This window comes from Peptoniphilus vaginalis (genome assembly GCF_900176605.1).
Classification (GTDB): Bacteria; Bacillota; Clostridia; order Tissierellales; family Peptoniphilaceae; genus Peptoniphilus_A; species Peptoniphilus_A vaginalis.
Genome location: NZ_FXLP01000004.1, coordinates 16,144 through 40,694, shown reverse-complemented (window position 1 = coordinate 40,694; position 24,551 = coordinate 16,144). Strand labels below are relative to the sequence as shown.

21 protein-coding genes and 1 pseudogene are annotated in these 24,551 nt (G+C 36.3%); 16 read left to right on the top strand and 6 right to left on the bottom strand.

Going from position 1 to position 24,551, the window contains the following annotated elements:
* Positions 1-14 precede the first annotated feature (14 nt).
* The 3 genes and pseudogenes from CAN42_RS01630 to CAN42_RS01620 all read right to left on the bottom strand — a co-directional run bounded on the left by CAN42_RS01630 (position 15) and on the right by CAN42_RS01620 (position 3,306).
* Positions 15-1,458: pseudogene (locus CAN42_RS01630) on the bottom strand (IS1182 family transposase).
* A gap of 269 nt (positions 1,459-1,727) precedes the next feature.
* A complete protein-coding gene (locus tag CAN42_RS01625) occupies positions 1,728-2,762 on the bottom strand; it encodes a DUF2871 family protein (protein WP_085875264.1) in 1,035 nt (344 codons plus the stop codon).
* A complete protein-coding gene (locus CAN42_RS01620) occupies positions 2,749-3,306 on the bottom strand; it encodes a TetR/AcrR family transcriptional regulator (protein WP_085875263.1) in 558 nt (185 codons plus the stop codon). Before CAN42_RS01620 ends, CAN42_RS01625 begins: the two co-directional genes overlap by 14 nt.
* A gap of 538 nt (positions 3,307-3,844) precedes the next feature.
* On the opposite strand from CAN42_RS01620, the gene CAN42_RS01615 reads away from it, so the two are divergent.
* From CAN42_RS01615 to CAN42_RS01580, 8 genes are all read left to right on the top strand, one after another.
* Positions 3,845-4,279: a universal stress protein gene (locus CAN42_RS01615; protein WP_085875262.1), complete on the top strand. Its 435-nt coding sequence runs from the start codon at positions 3,845-3,847 to the stop codon at positions 4,277-4,279.
* A 391-nt stretch (positions 4,280-4,670) separates the two neighbouring features.
* Positions 4,671-5,813: an acyl-CoA dehydrogenase gene (locus CAN42_RS01610; protein ID WP_085875261.1), complete on the top strand. Its 1,143-nt coding sequence runs from the start codon at positions 4,671-4,673 to the stop codon at positions 5,811-5,813.
* Positions 5,814-5,831: 18 nt separating this feature from the next.
* Positions 5,832-6,629, top strand: coding sequence for an electron transfer flavoprotein subunit beta/FixA family protein (locus CAN42_RS01605; protein ID WP_062571003.1), 798 nt, complete (start codon positions 5,832-5,834; stop codon positions 6,627-6,629).
* A gap of 13 nt (positions 6,630-6,642) precedes the next feature.
* Complete coding sequence (locus tag CAN42_RS01600) at positions 6,643-7,650, top strand: electron transfer flavoprotein subunit alpha/FixB family protein (RefSeq protein ID WP_062571004.1); 1,008 nt, start codon at positions 6,643-6,645, stop codon at positions 7,648-7,650.
* A gap of 574 nt (positions 7,651-8,224) precedes the next feature.
* Positions 8,225-9,148: a branched-chain amino acid transaminase gene (locus CAN42_RS01595; protein WP_085875260.1), complete on the top strand. Its 924-nt coding sequence runs from the start codon at positions 8,225-8,227 to the stop codon at positions 9,146-9,148.
* Positions 9,149-9,395: 247 nt separating this feature from the next.
* Positions 9,396-10,523, top strand: coding sequence for an FAD:protein FMN transferase (locus CAN42_RS01590; RefSeq protein ID WP_085875259.1), 1,128 nt, complete (start codon positions 9,396-9,398; stop codon positions 10,521-10,523).
* Positions 10,524-10,531: 8 nt separating this feature from the next.
* Positions 10,532-11,029, top strand: coding sequence for a hypothetical protein (locus tag CAN42_RS01585; protein ID WP_085875258.1), 498 nt, complete (start codon positions 10,532-10,534; stop codon positions 11,027-11,029).
* Positions 11,030-11,037: 8 nt separating this feature from the next.
* Entirely contained in the window at positions 11,038-11,544 is a 507-nt protein-coding gene (locus CAN42_RS01580) for a phosphatidylglycerophosphatase A family protein (RefSeq protein ID WP_062571008.1), read from the top strand.
* Between the two features lie 40 nt (positions 11,545-11,584).
* Here CAN42_RS01580 and CAN42_RS01575 read toward each other — a convergent pair whose 3' ends face one another.
* Positions 11,585-12,229, bottom strand: coding sequence for a Crp/Fnr family transcriptional regulator (locus tag CAN42_RS01575; RefSeq protein WP_085875257.1), 645 nt, complete (start codon positions 12,227-12,229; stop codon positions 11,585-11,587).
* Between the two features lie 116 nt (positions 12,230-12,345).
* Between CAN42_RS01575 and CAN42_RS01570 the strand changes: the two genes are divergently transcribed.
* From CAN42_RS01570 to CAN42_RS01545, 6 genes are all read left to right on the top strand, one after another.
* Positions 12,346-12,618, top strand: a complete 273-nt coding sequence (locus tag CAN42_RS01570) for an NAD(P)H-dependent oxidoreductase subunit E (protein ID WP_019108415.1) — start codon at positions 12,346-12,348, stop codon at positions 12,616-12,618.
* A gap of 16 nt (positions 12,619-12,634) precedes the next feature.
* Entirely contained in the window at positions 12,635-14,140 is a 1,506-nt protein-coding gene (locus CAN42_RS01565; RefSeq protein ID WP_085875256.1) for a 4Fe-4S dicluster domain-containing protein, read from the top strand.
* Positions 14,141-14,245: 105 nt separating this feature from the next.
* The gene (gene rplM, locus CAN42_RS01560) at positions 14,246-14,674 is read left to right on the top strand and encodes a 50S ribosomal protein L13 (RefSeq protein WP_085875255.1); all 429 of its coding nucleotides are present in this window, start codon (positions 14,246-14,248) and stop codon (positions 14,672-14,674) included.
* A 12-nt stretch (positions 14,675-14,686) separates the two neighbouring features.
* Entirely contained in the window at positions 14,687-15,079 is a 393-nt protein-coding gene (rpsI, locus tag CAN42_RS01555) for a 30S ribosomal protein S9 (RefSeq protein ID WP_062571012.1), read from the top strand.
* 127 nt (positions 15,080-15,206) lie between these two features.
* Positions 15,207-18,632 (top strand): pyruvate carboxylase, encoded by a 3,426-nt coding sequence (locus tag CAN42_RS01550; RefSeq protein ID WP_085875254.1) that lies wholly within the window; start codon positions 15,207-15,209, stop codon positions 18,630-18,632.
* 58 nt (positions 18,633-18,690) lie between these two features.
* Complete coding sequence (locus CAN42_RS01545; RefSeq protein ID WP_085875253.1) at positions 18,691-18,987, top strand: PspC domain-containing protein; 297 nt, start codon at positions 18,691-18,693, stop codon at positions 18,985-18,987.
* 171 nt (positions 18,988-19,158) lie between these two features.
* On the opposite strand, the gene CAN42_RS01540 is transcribed toward CAN42_RS01545, so the two are convergent.
* Positions 19,159-20,718, bottom strand: coding sequence for an IS1182 family transposase (locus CAN42_RS01540; protein WP_085875246.1), 1,560 nt, complete (start codon positions 20,716-20,718; stop codon positions 19,159-19,161).
* 156 nt (positions 20,719-20,874) lie between these two features.
* Between CAN42_RS01540 and recD2 the strand changes: the two genes are divergently transcribed.
* Together recD2 and CAN42_RS01530 are read left to right on the top strand one after the other, a co-directional pair.
* The gene (recD2, locus tag CAN42_RS01535) at positions 20,875-23,052 is read left to right on the top strand and encodes an SF1B family DNA helicase RecD2 (protein ID WP_085875252.1); all 2,178 of its coding nucleotides are present in this window, start codon (positions 20,875-20,877) and stop codon (positions 23,050-23,052) included.
* The gene (locus CAN42_RS01530; RefSeq protein ID WP_085875251.1) at positions 23,033-23,635 is read left to right on the top strand and encodes a ComF family protein; all 603 of its coding nucleotides are present in this window, start codon (positions 23,033-23,035) and stop codon (positions 23,633-23,635) included. The genes recD2 and CAN42_RS01530 overlap by 20 nt, the downstream gene beginning before the upstream one ends.
* Before the next feature lie 2 nt (positions 23,636-23,637).
* Here the strand turns inward: CAN42_RS01530 and CAN42_RS01525 are convergent, their stop codons facing one another.
* Positions 23,638-24,546 (bottom strand): YihY/virulence factor BrkB family protein, encoded by a 909-nt coding sequence (locus CAN42_RS01525; RefSeq protein WP_085875250.1) that lies wholly within the window; start codon positions 24,544-24,546, stop codon positions 23,638-23,640.
* Between the last annotated feature and the right edge of the window lie 5 nt (positions 24,547-24,551).

Genomic DNA, 24,551 nt, shown 5'->3' with positions numbered 1-24,551 from the left:
GGCTTATGCCGTCTTCAGATTGTAGACAAACCCAGGAATATTTCCTGGGTTTGTTGCATTTTTAATGTATTTATTAAAAAAGTCGTTAATTTATTCAAAGTTAGATCCTTATTAGGATCCAATTTATATAGTAATATTGCTAACTTTTTCATATTTATGCATGCAAATGTAAGTGCAGCTTTCATTTCCATCTTTGCTAGTCCAATCATATTTGTGTATCTAAATCCATGGAATTCTTTTGCACTTCCAAATTGTCTTTCTACTGTTTCTTTTCTTCTTTTATATTCTTCTTTTCCTTTTTTGGTGTACCTATATTCTTCTGTTTCGTCTAGGTATTTCTGCCAAAGGTGTCTTGTGACTACTTTTTGATGGTTTTTACTCTGTGTACATCTTTTGAGATTAGGGCATTTTTTACATATTTCTTTATTGCTTTTGTATTCTCTATATCCTTCTCTATTTGTTGTTGTGTATTCTAGTATTTGATTTTCTGGGCATAGGTAACAGTCATAGTATTCATCATATATGAATTCTCTTTTGTATCTATTTTTGGTTTTCTTTTTGGTGCTGTGTAAGGGAATACTGGTTGTATTCCGTCTTCTAGTAGTTTTTTTGCTATGGCTGGTGTTTATATCCTGCATCCATGACTATTTTTTCTGGTTTTAATTTTTTTAGTTTTTCTTCATAAAAGGGTAGTAGGGTTGTACTGTCATGGAGATTTCCTGGAAATGTTTTGTGACCTAATATCCAACCGTTTTTGTCTACTGATGTTTCTACACAGTAGGCGAATACTTCTTTGTGTTCTCCTTTATGGAAAAGTCCACTTTCTGGGTCTGTTGTTGAGACTGTTATTTCTTTTGTTTCTTCTTTTTCATTTTTTTCTTTTAATGGCTTTTTTCCATGTTCTTTTCTGTCTTCTTCGATTTCTTTGTCTAATTCTTCTTGATATGCTTTTGTTACTTTTTTAATTTCTTCTTTTTTGTTTTTATGTCTATTGGCATGGGCTTTTACATGTGTTGAGTCTACGAATTGTATTTTCTCGTCTACAAATCCTTTGTTCATTGCTTGGCTTAGAATGTTTTGAAATATTTCTTCAAATATGTTTGTGTCTTTAAATCTTCTTCTGTAGTTTTGACTAAAGGTTGTGAAATGTGGAACTTTATCGTAAAAGTCTAGTCCTAAAAACCATCTATATGCTATGTTTACTTCTATTTCTTTTATTGTTTGTCTCATGCTTTTTATGTTGAATAGGTATTCTATGAATAGTATTTTTATTAATACTACTGGATCGATGCTTGGTCTTCCGTTATCTAGTGAGTATTTATCTTCTACTAATTCATAGATGAAATTAAAGTCTATGTATTTGTCTATTTTTCTTAATATGTGATTTTTTGGTACAAGTTGTTCTACTGATATGATCTGTATTTGATCTGTTTTTCTTTTATTGTTTTTTGATAGCATGTGACACCTACTTTCTTAATTCATTTTTACCCTTTTTTCTGTAAATTCAGATGATTTCATTAAAAAAAGCAGACTTTTTTGCCTGCTTTGTCATCAGTCTGAGGACGGCTTATGCCGTCTTATTTTTTTGTCCTTTTAGAGAAGGTAAAGAAAAAATTGTGAGAGAAGATCAAGTGACAAGTAGACTTAAAACTTATAATAGAAAACAATAAGCCAATGCAAAATGGCAAAAAAAATCTGCTGGTTTCCCAACAGATTATTTTTATTTATTAGACTTCTTTGACTTCTCTTGACCTCAAGGCATTCGTACCAAGTAGGATAATGGAAATTGTGAGAAGGATGTGACCCACTCCACTTATAGAGATAAGTCCTATCTCAGTTAGTCGCATTGGCATAAGTGAATCCACAAGGCCGTGAATAATCATTGAAGTGAATGCCAAGTAAATTCCCAAATTGTAAAGATTAAATAATTTTTTGATTTTTTCATCGGCAAGGTCTGAATTTTTTATCAAGAGATAAAAAATACCTGGAAGGACAAAGCCCAAAACAATTAAGTGGGTGTGGGCAAGGGACATATACTTTGTCACTTCAAAGACCTTGCTCAATTCTCTGTAAGATGCCCCCACAAGAATTCCTGAAAGGAGATAGGTGAAGGCATACTCCATGAGGTCTCTCTTAACAAAGTCCCTTTGCAAATTCCTGTAAAGCTTTAGGACAATTAAAACATACATAACAGTCTTTGGCATCATAAGCATCCCAACAGTTGGATAAGCCTTTTTGAATAAAACTACTGGGATATAGAAGAGGAAGCTAAAGAAGACGTAGATGTAAAGTCCCTTAAAGACCTCAAGATTTCTATTCTTAAACAAGAGGACAATGTCAATTAACCCCATAATAACAAAGGGAAGGTTTGAGATGAGGTCCATATTGGCGTCACTCTTAAAGGACATAAAGACTGTTACAAGTCTTGCCACAAAGAGACCAAGCATTGTGAGGTCAAGCCCCTTATTCTTTAAGTCCCTTGTCTTCTTGATATAGAAGTAAAACAAGAGATAAAAAACTGACATTGTAATAGAAGAAACCCTAGTCCCAATAAAGAGTGAAGTTGAATTAAGAACAAAGCCATTGTCCATGACGTTGGCAATAATTCTTGGGACTAGGTGGAAGGAGTCGCCAAGCCCAAGTAGTAGGGTCATAGCTCCAAGAGTCTTGCTGTCCTCGTGATTTATCAAAAGCATTCTTATGCCGAGAAAGATGACCAGACTTAGGTAAAGTCCGTCAAAAAATATTTCAAATTGATTCATTATTTATACCTCCTAACAACCATTTGATGTAGGTGTCACACACTTCTAAAAATTCTTCCTTGGAATAGTCTCTAGTAATGGACTCCTTTAGAAGCTGGTGGAAGATCGCCATGATAAAGACCATTCGGTGGTAGTTGTCCTTTGACAAGTTTTTTATCAAAAAGTTCTTGCTATGAGTGACAAAGGAATCCTCAAACAAAAAAAATTTTGCCACGTATAAGTTTTTTAAATTTTTGTCGTAGAGTTCTTCTGCCAAATAATCTCTGTAGGTCCAAAGAGTCCTTTCAAGGTCGCCCTTGTTTTCCTTGTAGAGGAAATAAAACTTGTGGTGGACCTGACCAGTTTCCCTTTGCAGTAGACTGTCGTAACAGTCTTCAAGGCTTTCGAAGTATTGGTAGAAGGATCCTCTTGCTATATCAAGTTTTTTTACAATCCCAGATACGCTAATCTTTTTAAGATCTTCTTCCTCAAAGTATTCCTTGAGGCTCTTATAAATGTCTTCTTTTCTCTTTTCATCTAAGTTATTAAAAGTTTGTTTTGCCATGTTACCTCCAAAGTGACATCTTGTCACTTGACTTAATAATAAGTCTATTTATTATATTTGTCAAATTTTTTTATAAGACTATCTTGATTAAAAAATTTGAAAGTAGAGAGAAGGGGGAGCTAAAGAAAGGCTAGTGAAGTTGTGAAGGGGCAAGAGTTTATAAAAAAGATATTAAGTTGTGGGATAGTATTACTCTATTCAAATAAGTAAAGTCATAAGATGATAACGACTTAATAAAAAAAGATGAAGTCATAAGATGATAACAACTCAATGAAAGGAGATGAAGTTGTAAGATGTTAGAACTCAATTAAAGACGATGGACTTGTAAGATAGTAGGACTTAGTGAAAGACAAGAAAGTTGTAAGAGAATATAAATCAGTTAAAGACTACAAAGCCATAAGAAAATATCACTCAATAAAATTTTAAAATTAAAAATTTTAAACTCATTACTTTAATTCTATAAAGAAGTGATTTGTTATTTTAAAAGTCCAAGCCTTAGGGTATAATGAAGATAGAAATAATAAATAGGAGGTAAAAGATGAAAATATTAGTACCAATTGACGGATCAAAGAGTTCAAAAAAATCAATTGACGTTGCAAGAGACATGGGAGAAAAGCTAGGTGCTGAACTACTTATTCTCACAGTGACACCAGAAACTTCTATTTTTGAGCAATATCCAGCGAACTTCAACTTCACACTTGAAATTGACAAGGCAAATGTTGAAAGAGCTGAGATGATACTTAAGGATGCAGAAAGTGATTTAAAGGGTTACCCATTCAAGGTAGAAACTTTTTACACTTCAGGAAATCCTGGCGAACAAATTTGTAAGTTCGCAGAAGAAAAAAATGCAGACTTTATTATAATGGGCAACAGGGGACTTGGTGCATTCTCAAGAACTCTACTTGGTTCTGTATCAAATAAGGTAATAAATCATTCAAAAAAATCTGTACTTGTTGTTAAGGCAGATATTTAAAAGAGGGACGGTTATCCGTCCTTTTATTTTGCCCAAAAACATTCAGGTAGCTTTTGACTTTTTCTTTGTGGTGAATTATTGACTAGGAAGGTGTCATTGAAATCGAATAGTTAAGAAATGTATAAAAACCTTGTCACAATGTCTTATGACTTTATGAAGACCTATGACGTCATGAAAAACTATTAAGCTTAAAGACTTCATAACTTGACAAAATTTACAAAATTAATTCGATTTTCTTACTATTAGTTTCTATTTTTATGAAAGAGGAAATTGTTTTAAATAAAAGTTTTAAATTAAAGAAAGTCTTGAAAAACAAAGACAGAATGATATAATAGAAACGACGTATGTTAATTAAATAACATTCTTTAAATTATTGTTAGGGGGATTTTAAATGGATTTAAAATTGGATAAGGAACATCTATTATTACAACAAATGTATCGTGCTTTTGCTGAAAATGAAGTAGAACCAGTTGCTGCTGATGTAGATGCAACTGAAGAAGTTCCTATGGAAAATGTTAAAAAAATGGCCAGATACGGCTTCTTTGGAATACCATTTCCTAAAGAATACGGTGGACAAGGCGCTGACTACCTAGCTTACGCTATGGCAGTAGAAGAACTTTCTAAGAAATGTGCTACTACTGGTGTAATTGTTTCAGCTCACACTTCACTATGCTGTGCTCCAATTTATGAAAACGGAACAGAAGAACAAAAGAAAAAATACTTACCAGATTTACTAGCAGGTAAAAAAATTGGTGCTTTCGGACTTACAGAACCAGGTGCTGGTACTGACGCAAGTGGACAAAGAACAACTGCAGTACTTGATGGAGACGAATATGTACTTAACGGTTCAAAGATCTTTATCACAAACGCTGGATTTGCTGATGTATTCGTTGTAATCGCAATGACAGACAGATCTAAGGGCAACCATGGAATTTCAGCTTTCATAGTTGAAAGAGGAACTCCAGGATTTACTGTTGGAGAACCAGAAGACAAAATGGGTATCAGAGGATCTTCAACTTGTGAGCTTATCTTTGAAGACTGTAGAATACCAAGGGAAAATCTTCTTGGAAGAGAAGGTAAGGGATTCGCTATCGCTATGAAGACACTTGATGGTGGTAGAATTGGAATCGCATCTCAAGCACTAGGAATTGCTGAAGGTGCAATTGACGAAACTGTAAAATACACTACTGAAAGAAAACAATTCGGCAGAAGAATTTCTCAATTCCAAAACACTCAATTTGAACTTGCAGATATGAAGACAACTGCAGAAGCAGCTCAATTATTAGTTTATAGAGCAGCAGATGCTAAATCATCAGGCCTTCCTTATGGACACTTTGCAGCAATGGCTAAGCTATTTGCAGCTAATGCAGCTAGTGATATTACTAGAAGATGTCTACAATTATTTGGTGGATACGGATACACTCGTGACTATCCAATAGAAAGAATGATGAGAGATGCTAAGATTACAGAAATTTACGAAGGTACATCTGAAGTAATGAAGATGGTTATATCTAGCTGGATGGGCGTTAAATAATCGGAAGGAGTAATATAAATGAATATAGTAGTATGTATTAAACAAGTACCTGATACTAATGAAGTTAGACTTGACCCTGTTACTAATACACTTATTAGAGATGGTGTGCCAAGTATTATAAACCCTGATGATAAATCAGGTCTAGAAGTTGCACTTAGACTTAAAGATGAAAATCCAGATATCCACGTAACAGTCTTATCAATGGGACCTCCACAAGCTCAAGAAGCAATAAGAGAAGCACTTGCAATGGGCGCTGACGAAGGAATCTTAGTATCTGATAGAGCCTTTGGTGGAGCTGATACATGGGCAACATCTTGTACAATCACTGCAGCACTTCAACACCTAGATTTTGATTTAATCATCTGTGGTAGACAAGCAATCGACGGTGATACAGCACAAGTTGGACCACAAATCGCAGAACACATTGGAGTTCCACAAGTATCTTATGTACAAGAACTTGAACTTGACGATGACAAAAAAGGTATCACAGTTAAGAGACAATTCGAAGATAGATATCACACAATTAATATTAAATTCCCATGCCTAATCACTGCAATAGCAGAATTAGCAGAACCTAGATATATGACAATTGGTAAAGTATTTGAAGCTTACCAAAAGGAAATCAAAGTTTGGGGTCTAGAAGATATTAAAGACAAACTTGACATGGCAAACATAGGACTTAAGGGTTCACCTACAAAAGTTAGAAAATCTTTCCCTAAACAAGGTAAAGGTAAGGGCGTACTTTTAACTGACTTAACTGCTGACGAAGCAGCTCAAGCTATCGTTGCTAAACTTCAAGAAAAGTATATTATCTAATTGGGGGTTTAAAATGAGTAAAGATGTATTTGTATTTATAGAACAAAGAGACAATAAACTTGAAAAAGTTGGTATAGAACTTCTAGGAAAAGCAAGAGAACTTGCTGACGACCTAGGACAAGATGTTGTTGGTGTTTTACTTGGCGAAAAGGTAAAAGACCACGCAGACGTTCTTATTAGACACGGTGCAGACAAGGTTATCGTAGTAGAAGATCCAATGCTAAAAGAATATGTTACTGAACCTTACGCAAAGGCAATAACAAAAATTATCAAGGACAAAGAACCAGAAATCGTAATCTACGGTGCATCATCAATAGGTCGTGACCTTGCTCCAAGACTAGCAGCAAGAATTCACACAGGACTTACTGCTGACTGTACAAAACTAGAAATAGATCCAGAAACTAAGAACCTTATGATGACAAGACCTGCCTTTGGTGGTAACCTAATGGCTACTATCATTTGTGAAGACTTTAGACCACAAATGGCTACAGTAAGACCAGGCGTAATGCAAGCACTTGACAACGACCCATCAAGAAAAGGCGAAGTTGAAGAATTTAAAGTAGACTTCACTGACGCAGATATGAATGTTAAAATTGTTGACATTGCAAAAGAAGAATCTCACAAGAAAGATATCACAGAAGCTAAGATCCTTGTATCTGGTGGACGTGGAATTGGTGGACCAGAAGGATTCAAACCACTTCAAGAACTTGCTGACAAGCTAGAAGCAGAAATCTCTGCATCAAGAGCATCAGTAGACTCTGGTTGGATAACAAAAGATCACCAAGTTGGACAAACTGGTAAGACAGTTAGACCAGAACTTTACTTCGCAATGGGTATCTCTGGAGCAATCCAACACGTTGCAGGTATGGAAGACTCAGACCTTATCATAGCTGTTAACAAGGATCCAGAAGCAGCAATCTTTGAAGTAGCTGACCTAGGAGTAGTTGGAGATATCAACGCAGTTGTTCCAAAACTAATAGAAGCTATTGATAGAGAACAAAGAATTAAAGCAGAAATTTAATCTAAATTAAATCTCAAATTTATAAGAAGAGGCTACAACTTGTAGTCTCTTTTTTGATGCGAAGATTTATGAGTTACAATTGATAAGATGTGAGAGGATAAATAGAATTTACAAAAAAGGATTAGGGAGGAAGATGTGACAAACTTATACGGGACTAGGACTTTATAAAAAACTATGGAGAAGTAAAAAATTATGGCCTTATAAAAAACTATGGAGGAATGAAAGTTTATGACTTTATAAAAAACTATGAAGGAGTGAAAGTTTATGACTTTATAAAAAATTATAGAGTTATGAAAGCTGACAACTTAGTAAAAAAAATTTGACTCATAAGACAAAAGGGCTTGGTGAAAATTTAAAAATAGAAAATTACTAAGTAAAAATAAATCTATATGAAGAGAAAAACTTACATAAAGAAATAAATAAAAAAAGATAGAAAAAATTTTATGGGTAAAGTTTTTTTAAAATACTAGAATTTTGCACTTAAAAGTGATAAAATACATTTTAATATTTTTAAGTAACATGATAAAGAAAAAGCAACTTAAAAATAAATAAAAATTAAAGAGAGGGAAGAAAGATGAACCAATCATATGTATTTTATAATGGTGAAATAGTAGAAGAAGAAAAGGTGTCTATAAGCATTAGATCCAAAGTTGTTAACTACGGACTAGGAGTCTTCGAAGGTATTCGTGCTTACTGGAACGAAGAAGATGAACAACTTTACGCTTTCAAACTTGTAGATCACTACAAGAGATTTTTGCAATCAGCAAAAGTTGCTAACTTAGAAGTAGGCTACACAGCAGAAGAACTTGCAGATTACACAATCGAACTTCTAAGAAAAAATGGATTTAGAGAAACAACTTACATCAGACCAATTGCCTACAAAGACGGAAAAACAGTTGGCATTAGTCTACACGGACACGAAGATGACTGTGTAGTTATTTACTTACAACCTATGGGAAAATATATAGACAGAGAAGCCTTCAAAGTAAAGGTATCATCTTGGGTTAGAATAGCAGATAACATGTTGCCACCTAGAACAAAGGCTACAGCAGGCTACCTAAACTCAGCCCTAGCATCCTTTGAAGCAACAAAAAATGGTTACGATGAAGCAGTCCTACTAAATAGAAATGGCTTTGTATGTGAAGGCCCAGGAGAAAATATCTTCCTATACAAGAAAGGAAAATTAATGACTCCTCCAGCATCAGATGACATCCTAGAAGGAATAACAAGAGACATTGTAATGAAGCTTGCAAAAGAAGAACTAGGAATTGAATGTGTAGAAAAATCTGTTGCAAGAACAGAACTTTACAACGCAGACGAAGTATTCTTCTCAGGAACAGCTATGGAAGTTGCTCCAGTAGTTGAAGTTGATGACATAAAAGTTGCCGATGGAAAACCAGGCAAGGTATGTCTAGAACTTAAAAAACTTTTTGCAGACCTAACACATGGTAAAAATCCAAAATATATGGAATACTTAAGACCAGTTTACGAAAAATAAATCTTAAATCTTATGAGAAATTAGTCAGTGGATCAGTCCACTGGCTTTTTTATTGGGTAAAAGGTCAAAAGATTTTAAACTTATCTTATATAGGATGGAGCTAGGAAATAAAATCTCAACTTATTAAAATCTATTAAAAATAAATTTTAAACTTTTCAAAGAAAGGCGAGTCTCACAAGCCAGATCCTAAGCTTAAAGTTGTTGAAAAAATGGCGACTTAAATGGTATTATAGAGAAAGGTGATATCATGAAAAAAACTTTATTGGCACTATGCCTTAGCGGTCTTTTACTTTTATCTGGCTGCAAGGACAAGGATGCTGGAAACATAAAAAAGGAAGACGTAAAGGCAAACCAAGAGGTGGCTGCTGTTGAAGTCAACAAGGATGGCTTGAAGCAAGAAACTGAATTTTACAGCACTTTTGACACAGTGGTAAAGGTTGCCATCTACACCGACGATGACAAGTTTGCTAAGGAAAACTTGACTTATGCCAAGGAAAGATACGAAGAACTTCACAAACTTTTTGACAACTACAAGACATATCCAGGTCTTGTAAATGTCAAGACAATTAACGACAATGCGGGCATTAAGCCAGTGGTTGTTAATGACACCTTGTTTAAACTAATTAAGGATTCTATTGATGATTACAACAATATTTCTCACAAGACTAACATTGCCTTGGGACCTGTGACAAAGCTTTGGAATGAGTTCAGCGAACTTTACGATGGAGGCAAGACTAAGAAAGAAGTCATTGCCCTAAAGGGTGAGGCCCTTCCAAGTGATAAAGAACTTGAAAAGTTACGTCCTTTTACAGACGTAGGCAAGATTAAACTAGATGAAGAGAAAAAAGAAGTTTACCTTGAAAAGGGAATGGCACTTGACCTTGGTGCGACTGCCAAGGGCTTTGCAACCGAACTTGTGGCAAGAGAACTTGAAGATAGGGGAGTTAAGTCCTCTATAATTTCTGCTGGTGGTAATGTTAGAATTATTGGTAAACCAATAGATGGCAGGGACAACTTCAATATTGGAATTCAAAACCCAAATTTAGAAAGTCCTGAAAATATTTTGGCAGCCTTAAATGTTACTAACACTTCCATAGTTACAAGTGGTGACTACCAAAGGTATTTTGACCTTGACGGCGTGAGATACTGCCATATCATCGACCCTGATACCTTGAAGCCAGCCCATGAAATCAAGTCCGCAACTGTAATCAAAGAAGACTCTGGCCTTTGTGACTTCCTATCAACTGCTGCCTTTAATTCAAGTGACGAGGAAATACAAGCCTTGTCAGACAAAACTGGCGCTGCAATTATTTGGGTAGACAAGGATATGAATATAAAGGCAACAGAAAATGCAAGCAAATATATTAATGAGTAGGTCCTGAGATGAGAAATAACACTAGAGCTTTAATTTTTCACATCTTAATAGTTTTTATAACCTTTGCCCTTGCTTGCTTGATTAACTTATCTAGCCAAGTGAGGAACCTTGTCTATGGCAACCTTGCCTTTAAAGTTATTTTAGTGGCCCTTATCCTGATCCTCTACTTTAATTTTGGTAAGGGACTATCAAAGAAGAATGCAAGGAGCTTGGACTTTTTTGCAGGCAATTTAATCTGGCTAATTGGTCTAGTCCTATTTGCCTTTGCCTTTGTGGGCTTGGGAAGAGAAGTCTTTTCTAGGTCAGTAGGAGGGTCCTATTGGAAGTTCCCCTTAGAATTCTTTTTGATGCCAGAGGTTTATGCTATTAAGATTTTGGGGATTGCTTACAACCCCCTAAGCCTTTTTGTAGCAAGTCTTGTTCCAGGATTTATCTATGGAATCTCAATTAAAATTTCAAGAGCCAAGATGATGAGAAGAAGCAAGGCGAGAATGAGAAGAAGATAGGAGAATCTATGAAGGATAAATTATATAAATATGACATGGAAGAACTCTACCAACTTACAGTAAAGAGACTAGAGGACTTTGGAATAGAGTTAATAGAAATTGCAAAACTTGTCCAAGAGCTTCAAGGAGATTATATTAGTGACTTGAGTCTGGAAAGGTGCCTTGAAAGTGTAGAAAGTGTTGTTAGGAAGAGGGAATCTATCCACGCAATCCTAACAGGACTTGCCCTAGACGACTTGGCAAATGAAGGCAAGCTACCTGAACCTTTGCTATCAATAATAAGAGATGACGAGGGACTTTATGGAATTGATGAGATACTTACCCTTGGAATTGTAAATATGTACGGGACAATTGGTCTTACAAACTTTGGTTATCTTGATAAGAAAAAAATTGGCATAATCAAAGACTTAGATGAAAAGAAAAAAGTAGAAAGAGTGACTACTTTTGCCGACGACTTGGTGGCAGCCATAGCTGCAGCAGCCTGTGCAAGAGTAGCCCATCAAAACAAAGAATAATTTATTAATTAAAATTTTAAAATTGAAAAAGAAAATAAAATTATAAAATGCGGAAGGTCTTATTGTGATAATCAATGAGGCCTTCTTTTTTTAGTTTCGAAAGTTCACGAGATAGTGAAGACCGATTCAAGTTCAAAAACTGTGCAAGCTCGCTAATGTTAAAATCAATTGTAAAGTATTTTGACTTCCTCTTGCGAGCCTCACTAGATAGAAAATATAAAATTTTGGCACGAGATGAAGGAAGACTAAGAAGGTTAAGCTTGTCGCGCATAAATAAATTTTTACCCGCCAAGATTTTTATTAGATTGTCTTGGACCTTTAAGAGAGAAGATGAAGCTGATGACTTGTAGGCCTTGTAGTCAAAAAAAAGGACTTCAGAGTCACAAGCTGCTATCACAGACAAAGGGATTTCGCAAACATCTCTTATCAAGACAGACTCGGCAAAGAGGGCAGGGCCAGTTAACTTTGATAAGATTGCCTTGTTGCCAAAGACGTCTTCAAGAGACAAGTCCACTTGACCTCTTAAGAGGATGCCAAAATAATTTATCTCATCACCAATAGTAAAGATAATTTCTCTTGCTTCATAAGTCTTCACATCTGATAAATATTTTTTTATTTCTATTAACTCTTCATCATCAAGACCCTTAAAGAGGGTCAAATTTTTTAAGATTTCAATGTTTTTCATATTCCACCTCTTCTATATTGTATCATTTTTAATAAAATTATCATAAATTAATTATAATGATTGAAGAAATGATTGTTAAATGTTAAACTATCCTTATAGAGTGATGAGGAGGATATATGAAAGTTACTATTTGTATGGGTGCTAGATGCACTCTTATGGGAGCAAATGCTATTTATGATGCAGTAGAGTACTTACAAGATCATTTGTGTGGACCAGAGTCCGAACTATGTTCTGCTGAAAACTTAGAAATTGAATTTGCACATTGTCTAAACTATTGCAAGATTCACAACAACGAAGCATCACCAGTTGTCATCGTAGATGACGAGATAATGCTAAAGGCTACTGCACAAGAAGTTAGTGCAAAAATAATTGATAAATTAAGAATATAAGTAATAAGGTGAAACGATGAAAGAAATATATGGAACACTTGTCGACATCAGAAGAAAAGTTTTTGCTGAAGTTGCAAGAATTGCCTATAATGATTTAGATATATCTGCCCTAGAAGAATCCAGCTACAAGATAGTACCTGGAGAAGTGGCAAAATATAGAAGTGATATTTTTAGAGAAAGGGCAGTTGTCGATGAAAGACTTAGACTAGCGATGGGGCTAGATGTTAGAGAGATTGGCGTATTTAAAAATGTAACAGACGGCTTTGACAAGGTTGATATAGACACAAACGCTTACGAAAAACCACTAATAAACGTAATAAAATTTGGTTGCGAAGCTTGTCCAACAAAGGCATACTATACAACAGACAATTGTAGAAAGTGTATAGCCCACCCTTGTATAAATGTTTGTCCAGTCAATGCCATTTCTATGGGTAAAGATAGAACAATTATTGACAAAGATAAATGCGTAAGATGTGGAAGATGCCATGACGCTTGTCCATATTCTGCAATAGTAAAGTACGACAGACCATGTGCAGCTGCTTGTGGGGTTAATGCCATTTCATCAGATGAATTTGGCAGAGCAGAAATAGATCATGAGAAGTGCGTAGCTTGTGGAAGATGTATAGCAGAATGTCCTTTTGGAGCAATCTCAGACAAGACACAAATCTTCCAACTTATAAAGGCAATCAAATCAGGCAAGAGAGTTTACGGAGCCATAGCACCATCCTATATAGGACAATTTGGTGCCAACGTAAGTGCAGAACAAATAATAGAAGCAATAAAACAACTTGGCTTTGAAGATGTAATAGAAGTTGCCCTTGGAGCCGATCTTACGACACTACACGAAGCAAAAGAATACCTGGAAAGAGTGCCAAAAGACATCCCATTTATGGGTACAAGCTGCTGCTTCTCTTGGACCCTAATGATAAAAAATGAATTCCCAGAATTCTTTGATCAAGTATCAGACTCAGGATCACCAATGAGATACACAGCCAACCACATAAAGGCCAAGGACCCAGATGCAGTAGTAGTATTCATAGGACCATGCACATCAAAGAAACTTGAAGCCATAGATACAAAGGTAAAATCAGACGTAGACTTTGTAATAACCTTTGAAGAACTAATGGGAATGTTCGTAGCAAAGGACATAGAACCATCAGAAATAAAAGTAGAAAAAGTAGTAGACGACGGATCGGCTCTTGGTAGAGGATACCCAATAGCAGGTGGCGTAGCCGAATCAGTAAAAGTAGTTGCAGAAAAACTTGCACCAGATAAAGACATTCACATCCAAGGAGCACATACCCTTGCAGAATGTAAGAAGATGTTAAAAATTGCCAAGGCAGGCAAGTTGGACGGCTATCTACTAGAAGGTATGGCATGCCCAGGTGGATGTGTAGCAGGAGTGGGAACAGTAGCTTCAGTAAATAGAGTTAAGAAGCAAATTGAAAAATTCAAGAAGGACTCAGCTTATCCAACACCACTTGAAAATGTAAACATAGAAAAAGAAAGAGAAAGTATTTAAGAAAAATCCCCATAAATATTGACAAGATAGACTTTATAGTCTAAAATAAGTGTCATGTTTAAAAAGCCCCGGAATAATTTTTAAACTATTTAGGAGGAAAATTCATTGAAAAGCTATATGGCTAAAGCAAATGAAGTTGAAAGAAAATGGTATGTTATCGACGCCGAAGGTAAAGTCCTTGGTAGATTAGCATCAGAAATTGCAAGTGTTTTAAGAGGAAAGAGAAAACCTATCTTTACACCACATGTGGACTGTGGAGACTTTGTTATTGTTATAAACGCAGACAAAGTTGTATTGACAGGTAACAAACTAAACCAAAAAATTCACGCATATCACACTGGATACCCAGGTGGAAGAAAAGAAATTGTGTACGCAGAAATGATGGAAAAGAGACCAGAAAAAGTTATCGAACTAGCAGTTAAGGGAATGCTTCCTAAGAACAGACTAGGCAGAAAGATGATCAAAAAACTTAAAGTTTACACTGGTAGCGAACATCCACACGCAGCACAAGCACCTGAAGTTTATGAATTTTAATTGGAGGTAAGAATGGAAACTATACAATACAGAGGTACTGGAAGAAGAAAAAAATCCATCGCCCAAGTTAGACTTCTACCTGGCAATGGAAAATTTATTATCAACGGTAAAGATATCGAAGAATACTTTGATTTTGAAACACTAAGAATAGTTGCAAAGGAACCACTAGAACTTACAGAAACAGAAGCATCCTTCGATGTAATCGTAAAAGTAATCGGTGGAGGATACTCAGGACAAGCAGGAGCAGTTAGACACGGCGTTGCTAGAGCCCTACTAGAAGTAGATCCAGAATACAGATCAGTTCTTAAAAAAGCAGGATATCTAACAAGAGATCCAAGAATGAAGGAAAGAAAGAAATACGGTCTTAAAAAGGCTAGAAAATCTCCTCAATTCTCAAAGAGATAATTTTATATCATTTTACAAGAGCCCTCGCAAGAGGGTTCTTTTTTTGCATGACCAATTCTTTATACATTGCTTCTACAATTTACTTTGTTTTTGATGTATAATATCTAAAACTAAAAGGGAGGAAATTATGAAGAAGTTCAAAAGAATTTTAGTTGCTAATCGTGGAGAGATTGCCATTAGAATTTTCAGGGCAGCAAGAGAAATGGGGATTCGCTCAGTTGCCATTTATTCTGAAGAGGATAGGCTGGCACTCTTTAGGACTAAGGCTGACGAGTCTTACGAGATTGGCAAGGGCAAGTCACCTCTTGATGCCTACCTAGACATTGACGAGATAATTAGTCTTGCAAAGAAGAAGGGTGTTGATGCCATCCACCCTGGCTACGGATTTTTGTCAGAAAATCCTGAGTTCGCAAGGAAGTGTAAGGAAGAGGGGATTACTTTTATTGGACCAAGTCCAGAGGTTATGGAAAAGCTTGGGGACAAGATCACTTCAAAGATTGTTGCAAAGGAAGCTGGGGTTGCAACTATTCCTGGGATTGAGAAACCTATTCGCAATGAGGAAGAGGCCCTTCTCTTTGCAAAGTCTTGTGGCTATCCTGTTATGATTAAGGCTGCTGCTGGTGGTGGCGGAAGGGGCATGAGGATTGCCCAGAGCGAAGAGGAACTTTTGGATAAGTTCCAATCTGCCAAGAACGAAGCTAAAAAAGCCTTTGGCGATGACTCAATGTTTATTGAAAAGTATCTTCACAAGCCAAAGCACATTGAAGTGCAAATTTTGGGAGATGAGTATGGCAACATTGTTCATCTTTATGAAAGGGACTGCTCTATCCAAAGACGTCACCAAAAGGTTATTGAATACACTCCAGCCTTTTCTCTTCCAGTGGAACTAAGAGAAGAAATTTGCCAAGATGCCCTAAAGATTGCAAGGTCTATTGGTTATTCTAACGCTGGGACTGTTGAATTTTTAGTTGACTCCAAGGGAGACCACTACTTTATAGAAGTTAACCCAAGGGTCCAAGTTGAGCACACTGTTACAGAAATGTGCACTGACATTGATATTGTTCAGTCACAAATTCTTGTTGCCATGGGCTACAGGCTTGACAGCCAAGAAATTGGAATCAGCGGTCAAGATGCCATTGACCACAGGGGTTTTTCTATCCAATGTCGTGTCACAACAGAAGATCCTCTCAACAACTTTATGCCAGACACTGGGCAAATTAATTTATACAGGTCATCTTCTGGTTTTGGGGTAAGGCTTGACGGTGGCAACGGCTTTACTGGTGCAGTGATTTCGCCTTATTACGATTCTCTTCTTGTAAAGGTAATTACTGAGGCAAGGACTTGGAAGGATGCCATAAGAAAGGCAAAGAGATCTCTCTCTGAACTAAAGGTTGGTGGAGTTAAGACTAACATTGGTTTCTTGTTAAATGTTTTAAATACCAAAGAGTTTGAAGAGGGAACTTGCGACACAGGTTTTATCGAAGAGCATCCAGAGTTGTTTGAGATTAAGTCTTCCAAGGACAAGGAACTTAGACTAATGAAAATTATTGGAGAGAGAGTTGTCAATGACACTAAGACTCTTGAGAAAAATTTTGATGTTCCTCAAGTTCCAAGTTTTGAAAGGAAGGACTTCAAGGGTTACAAGCAAATTTTTGATGAACTTGGACCTGATGGAATTAAGGATCATATCCTAAGGGAAAAGAAGCTTCTCTTAACTGATACAAGTATGCGTGACGCCCACCAATCACTTATGGCTACAAGGATGAGGACTATTGACCTTGTGAAGATTGCTGAAGCTATGAACTACAACATGGACAAGCTATTTTCTGTAGAAATGTGGGGCGGGGCAACCTTTGATGTTGCTTATAGGTTCCTCCACGAAGATCCATGGGAAAGGTTGAGGCTCCTTCGTGAAAGGATGCCAAATATGCTTTTGCAAATGCTGATTCGTGGCAACAACACAGTGGGCTACAAAAATTATCCAGACAATGTTGTTGTTAAGTTTATAAAAGAGTCTGCAAAAAATGGGGTTGACCTCTTTAGGGTTTTTGATTCACTTAACTGGCTTGACGGTATGAGGCTTTCTATTGACCAAGTGCTTGAAAATGGAAAAATTGCTGAGGCAACGATGTGCTACACTGGTGACATACTTGACGAGAAGAGGGACAAGTATTCTATCAAGTATTATGTTGACTTTGCAAAGGAACTTGAAAGGACTGGGGCACAAATTCTCGGCATCAAGGATATGTCTGGTCTATTAAAACCTTATGCAGCTAAGAAGTTAATCAAGAACTTAAAGGAAGAAGTGGGTCTTCCAATCCACCTTCACACTCACGACACAACTGGCAACGGGGTTGCCACAATCTTGCAGGCAACTGAAGCTGGAGTTGATATTGCTGACACAGCAGTTAACTCTATGAGTGGGCTTACTTCACAACCTGCCCTAAACTCAGTTGTCGCTGCCCTTAAAAGCACTGAAAGGGATACAGAAATCGACCTAGACAAGGTAGAGGATATTTCAAAATATTGGGCTGCAGTTAGACCAGTTTATGCAAACTTTGAATCTGATTTGAAGTCAGGTTCTACAGAAATTTATAAGTATGAAATTCCTGGGGGACAATATTCAAACCTAAAGCCACAAGTTGAGTCCTTTGGACTTGGTCACAAGTTTAAGGACGTTAAGGAAATGTACAAGCGAGTCAACGAAATGGTGGGGGACATTGTAAAGGTAACTCCTTCATCAAAAATGGTTGGGGACTTTGCAATTTTTATGGTGCAAAATGAACTCACTCCAGAAAATATTTTGGAAAAGGGCAAGAACCTCGACTATCCCGACTCTGTTATGACTTACTTTAGGGGTATGATGGGTCAACCTTATGGAGGCTTTCCTAAGGACCTACAAAAAATGATTCTTAAGGGAGAAAGTCCAATTAAAAAAAGACCTGGAGAACTCTTAGAGGATGAGGACTTTGATAAAATTAAAAGACATTTGGAAGATAAGGGAATAAGTCCAAGTGAAGAAGATATAATTTCTTCAGCCCTATATCCAAAGGTCTTTGATGACTACCTTGACTATATAAAAGAAAATGGTGAAGTAACAAGAATTGGGTCTGACGTATTCTTCCATGGACTTATGGAAGGCGAGTCAACAGAAATTTCTCTTGAAGAAGGTAAGACTTTAATTGTAACTTTAATTGAAGTTGGTAAACTATTAGAAGATGGAACAAGAAACCTAACTTTTGAAATAAATGGATCAAGAAGGACTATCAAGATCAAGGACGAAACTGTAAAGGCAGGAGAAAGTCTTGGAGAAGAAAAAATTTATGCCGATCCAAAGAATGAAAAGGAAGTTGGTTCATCAATACCGGGCAAGATTGTAAAAGTTCTTGTGTCTGAAGGCGACGAAGTTAAAAAGGGAGACAGCCTTTTTGTTGCTGAAGCCATGAAGATGGAAACAAATATTGTTGCAAACATTGATGGAAAAGTTAAAGATATAAGAGTAAGAGAAGGCGACATGGTGGAAAGTGGTCAGCTATTATTGTACTTTGAATAAAAAATTCTCTCTGGGGTAATTTATTATTAGCTTATGAGATTTGTAAAGGAAGTGTGAAATGAGAAAGTTATACAGGTCGAGAAATGATAGGTTTTTTGCAGGAGTTTGTGGTGGGATAGCAAAGTATCTTGGAATGGACTCCGCACTTGTGAGACTTATAGCTTTTCTTTTAATTGTGCCAGGAGGACTTAGCATTTGGGTCTACATCGCCCTTGCTATTATTATTCCCAATGAGCCACTTGGGAGAATAGATGAGTCCTATGGAGAAAAGTATTCTGATCCCTTTAAAGATAGCTACGATAATTTTAGGGATGAGTACGAAAGACAAAAGAATAATGACGAAGATTTTTATTAAAAGGTGATGTTGCAGAATAGATGATTCTACTCTGCGACATCATTTTTTTATCAAATATTTAAGTTTAGCCATTATGTTTTTTGCTTTTAAGTTATTTTCTGGATAGATTTATCTTGTTTCATATAAAAATGGGTGCACTTAATAAAGTTGGCTTTAATGAATATTTTTTTCTTAAGCAGCTTTGTATTTTATGATTTCTAGGTTATTATTTTCTATTTTTGATGTCAGTTTATTTAAGTTTAGTGCTATTGATATGAGGCATATCTCACTTTTTATATTTTCTTTTCCTCTGTGGTGGAATCTGTTGTAGTTTAAGCCTGATTTTATTTTGGAGAATGCTCCTTCGGCTTGTATTGATCTATTTATTCTTTCTTCTATTCCTTGGTCGGATTTTATGTTTTTTAAGGATTCTTCTCTATATTTTTGAAATGTTTCTGATATGTAGATTCCTTTGGTTTTTTGTCCTTCTTTGTTCCAATCGAAGCATCTGTAGACTTTTGTTGTTGTTACGTATCCACTTTTTCTTTTTCTGTATCTGTCACTGCATCTTATGAATTCTTTGCCTTCTTGTGATGTGTATTTGTCTTGTCTTTCATCGTATTTTAAGCTTTTCTTAAATTCTTGCTCTTTTTTATATTTTCGTGTTTTTGACTTTTCATAGTTTGATGGTTTTATGTAGGATGTTAAATTATTTTCTGCTAGATATACATAGTTTTCTTCGCTTTCGTATCCTGCATCTGCTACTATCTTGTTTAGCTTGTTTGGATTTTTTTCTAGAAGGTCTTTTAAGAATGGTTTTAGGGTGTACATATCAGATGGATGGTGGGATATGTTTTCTCCTATGATGAAGCCTGATGCACTTGCTAATTGGATATTGTAGGCTGGTTTTAGTTGACCATTTTTCATGTGGTCTTCTTTCATTCTCATGAAGGTTGCATCATGGTCTGTTTTTGAGTAGGAGTTTCTGTTGTCTCCCATTATTTCTAGATGTTTCTTGTAGCTTTCTAGTTTTTCTTTCCATTCTTTTAAATGTTCATAGTCTCTTTGTTCTTTTGTTTTTCTTTTTCCTTTTCCATAAACGAATTTTATTTTTTTCTCTTTGCAGTATTTTCTCAATTGCTTAAAGATTGTTGTTACTGCTTGAAGTACTTGGCCTGGAATTAGACTTTTACTTAGTCCTAGTTCTTCTTTTATTTTTTCTATTAATTTTTCTTGCCATTTTTCTATACTTCCTCTCCATACAAAACTATATCTGTTGGCATAGGCTTCTATCTTTGTTCCATCTATATAGATGCTTGATAGGTCTATCTGTTTTTCTTCTATCAGTATTTGTACCATTTGATTTAGTAGTTCTGGTGTTAGTTCTTGTATTTTCTGTCTAAATCTATTTATTGTGCTATGGTCTGGTGGTTGTTCTGTATCGAGTAGGTACTTAATTCTTAAATCATATTTGCATGATTTTTCTATTTCTCTTGATGAAAATATTCCTTCTGAATAGCAGAATATTATTATTTGAAGCATTGTTACTGGATTTACAGTAGGTTTTCTTCCAAGTGATGAGTAGACTTTTTTTAGTTCTGATAGATTCATCCTTTCAATTATATTTTTTACAAGCCTTAGTTTAACATCATCTTTTATATATATTTCTGTATTAAAGTTTAATCTTAGTTGAATTGTATCATTAACTAGTGTATAGTTAGTTAATGATGATGTATTTTTAGCGGTTTTCATAAATACATTGTATCAAAAAAGACGAGGATTTTTATGTTTCCTCGTCTTTTTTCTATGATGGGACTTTTGCAACAGCCCCTTTTAATAGGCATAAGCTCACAAATATTTCTGTATAATCTTTCCATTACTTGATACAATATTGTCGAGGTGTTTTGATTGATTAGTCTTGAAGGTCTTGTGGAGAAAATAATTTTTAGAAATGAAGAGAACGGCTACACTGTTGCAAAAATATTTTCAAGTGATGGTGACCTTGTAGTTGTTGGCTCAGCCACAATTTTTAAAGAAAACTTAAAATACAAATTTACTGGTGACTTCACCTACCACAACAAGTATGGCGAGCAGTTTGCCTTCACAGACCTTGAAGAAGTTATGCCTGAAGGTGAAGCTGCTGTTGCCTCTTATCTTTCTTCTGCTATGATACCTCACCTTGGAGAGAAGATGGCTGAGAGAATTGTTGAGGAGTTTAAGGACCAGACGCTTGATGTAATAGAAAATCATCCTGAAAGGCTCTTGTCTATTAAGGGCATTGGAAAGAAAAAATACAGGGACATCAAGGAAGCCCTGGACAAGCAGTATGCCATGAGGAAGATCTTCCTTCACTTCTCCAAGTACAACCTTCCTGCTTCTGTGATTTTAAAAATTTACAAGGAGTATGGAGATGAGTCCATAGATTTTGTAATGAAAAACCCATATGACTTGATAGGACGAGTGAGGGGGCTTGGCTTTAAGAAGGCTGATGAAATTGCTGAGTCTATTGGAATCGAAAAGGACTCTGACTTTAGAAGGATAGCAGGACTTAAGTATGCCCTTATGCTTGCCAATAGGGACGGGCACACTTACTTGCCCCTTGACAAGTTAATCAAGGCTGGAGAAAAAATTCTTGGGACAAAGTTTGATGACCCCGATGAGATTGCAAGGTCATTAACTCTTGAAAAAAACTTTTTTGTCGAGAGGGATGGGGAAGAGTACAACTGCTACATAGCCAGGTACTTGGCAGCAGAAAATTATGTTGCAGGCAAGTTAATTGATTTAAATAATTCCTTTGATGAAAGCTTTGATATTGATGAAAAAATTAGAAATACTGAAAAGTTTAGGAATATTGAACTTTCAAAAACTCAAAGAAGGGCAGTCAAGGACGCCATCAACAAGGGGGTCTTTGTCATAACTGGGGGACCTGGGACTGGTAAGACCACAACCCTAAAGGTCTTGATAGATATTTTTGAGTCTATGGATAAGGTTATAAAGTTGGCGGCACCAACGGGAAGGGCTGCCAAGAGGATGAAGGAGCAGACGGGAAGAGAGGCCTTCACCATCCACAAGCTACTTGAGATTGGTTTTGGCGGTGACTTTGCCAACGTGGAAGAGTTGGAGTGTGACGTCTTAATTCTTGATGAGGTTTCCATGGTAGATATCCTCTTAATGGAAACTCTCTTAAAGTCTATTGAGTCACCAACTCGCTTGATCCTAGTTGGTGACAAGGACCAACTTCCATCTGTTGGACCAGGTAATGTCCTGGCAGATATTTTGGAGTCAGGTGTCATTGAGTCAGTCAACCTCGAAGAAATTTTTAGACAGTCGGAAGAGTCTATGATTGTCAAAAATGCCCACTTGATCAACAAGGGGGATATGCCAATCTTAAATCGTGGTGACTTCTTTATGATTTCTGAAAGAGGAGAGGTAAAGGGACTTGAAATTGTCAAGGACCTTGTCAAGACTAGGCTGCCAAATTATTTTAATGTGAGTCAGGCTGATGTCCAAGTCCTAAGCCCAACTAAGAAGGGAGTTCATGGGACTGAAAACTTAAACCTCGCCCTTCAAGACCACTTAAATGATAGCGACGAATTTATAGAAGTCCTTGGAAAAAAATTTAAGTTGGGGGACAGGGTCCTACAGACAAAAAATAATTATGAATTGGAATCCAAAATAGAAAATGAATTTTATGAGGACAAGCAAAAGGGGGTCTTTAATGGAGACCTTGGTTATATTTCAAAAATTGACAAGGAAAACAAAAAGCTGACAGTTGTCTTTGATGATGTGAGAAGGGTTGAGTACTCTTCTGATAATCTTGACGAGCTTGCCCTTGCCTATGCCATGACCATCCACAAGTCTCAAGGAAGTGAGTTTCCCGTAGTTGTAATTCCAATTTACAGGGCTGCCCCCATGCTACTCACAAGAAATTTGCTTTACACTGCTATAACAAGAGCATCAAAGGCAGTTGTCCTTGTGGGCATAAGCGACTATCTAATGAAGATGATTGAAAACAATAGGACTCGCAAGAGGTATTCCAAGCTTGGAAAGAAGTTGAGGGACCAAGATGAAATTAAAAGAGGATAAGTGTCCCTTATGTGGGAGATTAGTTAAAGACTATGGTCTTTGTCAGGAGTGCATTAGCTTAATTAATAAGGACCCAGCCTACTATTATGACATTGAGGACCTTGATGACCTAATAGTTTCTTCCACTTACTCTGGCATCATGAGGAGGCTCATTGTTGATTTTAAATTTAAGGGAAAGCTTTCTTATGGGGAAATAATTTCTGAAATTATGACGGAGAAGATTTTGGATAAAAACTTAAGGGACCAAGTCATAACCTATGTCCCCATGCACTGGAAGAAGGAAGGGGAAAGAGGTTATAACCAGTCCAAGATTTTGGCAGAGAAAATTGCGAGAAACCTGGATCTGCCCTGCCAGGATGTTTTTGAAAAAGTCCTAGACACCAAATTTCAAGTTGGCTTAAAGAAGTTTGATCGTGAAGAGAACCTGAGAGATGCCTTTCACGTGAAAAATTATGCCCAAGAGATAATTATTGTTGACGATGTTATAACTACTGGGGCAACTATCTCTGAACTGACAAAGATTGCCAAGAAAGCAGGCATAAAAAAAGTGACTGCACTAATTGCAGCCACAGAAATTGCTTAGGCTTAAAAATTTTTAAACATTGAATCATGTCTTGGCCAGTTGTTAAGACTTTTAAAGTTCTTCATGGAGTAGAGGGTGGAGTTTACTTCTGCCCCAACTAAAATTATAGTTGATAGGAGATAGAGCCAAATCAAAAATACTATAATACCTCCAAGTGACCCATAGGTTATGGAATACTTGCCGAAGTTGGAAACATAAAAGTTAAATCCTAAAGAGGCAATTATTAGTCCAAGGGTTGCAAAGATGGAACCTGGCAAGACGCTCTTTATTGTAACCATATTTTCTCTAGACCTTGATGGAGAAAATTTGTACAAGAGGATAAAGGTAACGAGCATATAGGCAAGTGGAATTCCATTTTTTGCAATGGACCAAAGCTTGTCGAAATATATATTCTCAATCCCCAGGTGGGACATAATGTTTACATAAATAATTTGCCCGAAGATTTGTGTAAGGACAAGAAGAAAAATCATGAGGATTAGGGCTAGGGTAAAGAAGAGGGCAATTAGTCTTTGAGCTAGGAAGCCTCTTGACTCAACGAAGCCATAGGATTGATTGATTATCTTCATGAGCTTAAAGACTGCAGTTGATGCAGTAAAAAGACCTGCCACAAAGGAGATTGTGAAAAAGGATCCCGATGATGACATATGAAGCTCTTTTAAGAAGTTTCTAATAATTTCTTGGATTTCACAAGGAAGGACATCGAGAAGTCTGTAAATATATGCTGGGTCAAGAATCCCCGAAAAATTAATAGCGTTGATCAATGAAATTAAGAAGGGGAAGATGGATAATATTAAAAAATATGTTAGACTTCCTCCATAAGATAGGGTGTCGTGGGCCAAGACCCTGTAAGTTAGTTTGTCAAAAAAAGTAAAGACCTTCTTGTCTTTGACCTTATCTATAAAATTATACATATTTT

Coding starts and splice junctions, on each gene's coding strand:
- CAN42_RS01625 (WP_085875264.1), bottom strand. CDS start 2,762: ATGAATCAATTTGAAATATTTTTTGACGGACTTTACCTAAGTCTGGTC.
- CAN42_RS01620 (WP_085875263.1), bottom strand. CDS start 3,306: ATGGCAAAACAAACTTTTAATAACTTAGATGAAAAGAGAAAAGAAGAC.
- CAN42_RS01615 (WP_085875262.1), top strand. CDS start 3,845: ATGAAAATATTAGTACCAATTGACGGATCAAAGAGTTCAAAAAAATCA.
- CAN42_RS01610 (WP_085875261.1), top strand. CDS start 4,671: ATGGATTTAAAATTGGATAAGGAACATCTATTATTACAACAAATGTAT.
- CAN42_RS01605 (WP_062571003.1), top strand. CDS start 5,832: ATGAATATAGTAGTATGTATTAAACAAGTACCTGATACTAATGAAGTT.
- CAN42_RS01600 (WP_062571004.1), top strand. CDS start 6,643: ATGAGTAAAGATGTATTTGTATTTATAGAACAAAGAGACAATAAACTT.
- CAN42_RS01595 (WP_085875260.1), top strand. CDS start 8,225: ATGAACCAATCATATGTATTTTATAATGGTGAAATAGTAGAAGAAGAA.
- CAN42_RS01590 (WP_085875259.1), top strand. CDS start 9,396: ATGAAAAAAACTTTATTGGCACTATGCCTTAGCGGTCTTTTACTTTTA.
- CAN42_RS01585 (WP_085875258.1), top strand. CDS start 10,532: ATGAGAAATAACACTAGAGCTTTAATTTTTCACATCTTAATAGTTTTT.
- CAN42_RS01580 (WP_062571008.1), top strand. CDS start 11,038: ATGAAGGATAAATTATATAAATATGACATGGAAGAACTCTACCAACTT.
- CAN42_RS01575 (WP_085875257.1), bottom strand. CDS start 12,229: ATGAAAAACATTGAAATCTTAAAAAATTTGACCCTCTTTAAGGGTCTT.
- CAN42_RS01570 (WP_019108415.1), top strand. CDS start 12,346: ATGAAAGTTACTATTTGTATGGGTGCTAGATGCACTCTTATGGGAGCA.
- CAN42_RS01565 (WP_085875256.1), top strand. CDS start 12,635: ATGAAAGAAATATATGGAACACTTGTCGACATCAGAAGAAAAGTTTTT.
- rpsI (WP_062571012.1), top strand. CDS start 14,687: ATGGAAACTATACAATACAGAGGTACTGGAAGAAGAAAAAAATCCATC.
- CAN42_RS01550 (WP_085875254.1), top strand. CDS start 15,207: ATGAAGAAGTTCAAAAGAATTTTAGTTGCTAATCGTGGAGAGATTGCC.
- CAN42_RS01545 (WP_085875253.1), top strand. CDS start 18,691: ATGAGAAAGTTATACAGGTCGAGAAATGATAGGTTTTTTGCAGGAGTT.
- CAN42_RS01540 (WP_085875246.1), bottom strand. CDS start 20,718: ATGAAAACCGCTAAAAATACATCATCATTAACTAACTATACACTAGTT.
- CAN42_RS01530 (WP_085875251.1), top strand. CDS start 23,033: ATGAAATTAAAAGAGGATAAGTGTCCCTTATGTGGGAGATTAGTTAAA.
- CAN42_RS01525 (WP_085875250.1), bottom strand. CDS start 24,546: ATGTATAATTTTATAGATAAGGTCAAAGACAAGAAGGTCTTTACTTTT.